Here is a 2,571-nt window from a genome sequence, read left to right as displayed (position 1 = left end):
ACCAAAAAAAAGTCTCATGCAATATGCATGAGACTTTTAAAAATAAAATAAAAACTGGCGGCGGCCTACTCTCCCGCGTTAGCAGTACCATCGGCGCTGGTGGGCTTAACTTCTGTGTTCGGAATGGGAACAGGTGAGCCCCACCGCTAAAACCACCCTAAAGGTTGTATATAAGATAGCAGAGAATAAATTTCACATCACAGACTCTAAGTCTGATACCTGATGTCTTACTTCTGATATCTGTTTTTAGCGATAAAAACTTTCACAAAGACAAAACCTTTACTGCGCATAAAGTACTTGTCTATTTATATATTATATTCTAGATTACAGCAACCATAGGCTATAAATCTACGGGTAATTAGTACTACTCGGCTATGACATTACTGTCTTTACACCTGTAGCCTATCAACGTCGTCATCTACAACGACCCTTAAAAGATGTCTCATCTTGAGGCGAGTTTCGCACTTATATGCTTTCAGTGCTTATCTCTTCCAAACGTAGCTACTCAGCGGTGCACCTGGCGGTACAACTGATACACCAGAGGTTTGTTCAATTCGGTCCTCTCGTACTAGAATCAAGCCCTCTCAAACATCTAACGCCCGCAATAGATAGAGACCGAACTGTCTCACGACGTTCTGAACCCAGCTCGCGTGCCACTTTAATGGGCGAACAGCCCAACCCTTGGGACCTTCTCCAGCCCCAGGATGTGACGAGCCGACATCGAGGTGCCGAACCTCCCCGTCGATGTGAGCTCTTGGGGGAGACTAGCCTGTTATCCCCGGAGTACCTTTTATCCTATGAGCGATGGCCCTTCCATACGGAACCACCGGATCACTATGTCCTGCTTTCGCACCTGATCGACTTGTAGGTCTCACAGTCAAGCACCCTTATGCCATTACACTCTACGCACGGTTACCAAGCGTGCTGAGGGTACCTTTGAAAGCCTCCGTTACTCTTTTGGAGGCGACCACCCCAGTCAAACTACCCACCACGCAATGTCCTTCTAAGAGAAGTTAGGCTCCAAGTAAGTAAAGGGTGGTATTTCAACGTTGGCTCCACAAACACTAGCGTGCCTGCTTCAAAGCCTCCCACCTATCCTACACATTACTTACTCAAAGTCAATACGAAGTTATAGTAAAGGTTCACAGGGTCTTTTCGTCCCATTGCGGGTAATCGGCATCTTCACCGATACTACAATTTCACCGAGCTCGTGGCTGAGACAGTGCCCAGATCGTTACACCATTCGTGCAGGTCGGAACTTACCCGACAAGGAATTTCGCTACCTTAGGACCGTTATAGTTACGGCCGCCGTTTACTGGGGCTTCAGTTAATGCCTTCGATTTAACTCTAAGCACCTTCCTTAACCTTCCAGCACCGGGCAGGTGTCAGACCCTATACAGCATCTTTCGATTTAGCAGAGTCCTGTGTTTTTGATAAACAGTCGCCTGGGCCTCTTCACTGCGGCCAGCATTGCTGCTGGCGTCTCTTCTTCCGAAGTTACGAGACTATTTTGCCTAGTTCCTTAGCCACGACTCACTCGAGCACCTTAGGATTCTCTCCTCGACCACCTGTGTCGGTTTTGGTACGGGTTGCTTCACTTCGGCTTTTCTTGGATCGGATTACACTGCAGCAGCTTCGCCCGAAGGCTAGGCCTTGACTATTCCGTCAGTCTCCAGCAGCTACATCCAACCGTCCCCTTTATTCGTGAGCAAGTATGGGAATATTAACCCATTGTCCATCCACTACCCCTCTCGGGTTCGCGTTAGGTCCCGACTAACCCTCAGCTGATTAGCATGGCTGAGGAAGCCTTAGTCTTTCGGTGAGCAGGTTTCTCGCCTGCTTTATCGTTACTTATGCCTACATTTTCTTTTCTATACGCTCCACAATACCTCACAGTACTGCTTCTAAGCAAATAGAATGCTCTCCTACCAGATGTATATTAAATACAAATCCATAGCTTCGGTAATATGTTTATGCCCGATTATTATCCATGCCGGACCGCTCGACTAGTGAGCTGTTACGCACTCTTTAAATGAATGGCTGCTTCCAAGCCAACATCCTAGCTGTCAATGCAGTCCAACCGCGTTGCTTCAACTTAACATATATTTGGGGACCTTAGCTGTTGGTCTGGGTTCTTTCCCTCTCGGACATGGACCTTAGCACCCATGCCCTCACTGCCGTAGAACATTTATTAGCATTCGGAGTTTGTCAGGAATTGGTAGGTGGTGAAACCCCCGCATCCAATCAGTAGCTCTACCTCTAATAAACTTATATACGACGCTGCACCTAAATGCATTTCGGAGAGTACGAGCTATCTCCCAGTTTGATTGGCCTTTCACCCCTACCCACAGGTCATCCGAAGACTTTTCAACGTCAACCGGTTCGGTCCTCCACTCTGTGTTACCAGAGCTTCAACCTGCCCATGGGTAGATCACAAGGTTTCGCGTCTAATCCTACTAACTATGCGCCCTATTCAGACTCGCTTTCGCTCCGGCTCCGGTACTTAATACCTTAACCTCGCTAGTAAAATTAACTCGTAGGCTCATTATGCAAAAGGCACGCCGTCACAGC

The 2,571-nt window shown here is 47.7% G+C and carries 2 rRNA genes; both read right to left on the bottom strand.

Annotated features, from left to right (window positions below):
- Window positions 1-52 precede the first annotated feature (52 nt).
- A 5S ribosomal RNA gene (gene rrf, locus F3J23_RS21485) occupies window positions 53-160 on the bottom strand.
- Window positions 161-338: 178 nt separating this feature from the next.
- Window positions 339-2,571: ribosomal RNA gene (locus tag F3J23_RS21480) — 23S ribosomal RNA — on the bottom strand; the annotation flags it as partial.

The organism is Chryseobacterium sp. Tr-659, from assembly GCF_011752975.1.
Taxonomy (GTDB): Bacteria; Bacteroidota; Bacteroidia; order Flavobacteriales; family Weeksellaceae; genus Chryseobacterium.
The sequence above is the reverse complement of the archived record's forward strand: the minus strand, read 5'-3'. Positions and strand labels throughout refer to the sequence as shown.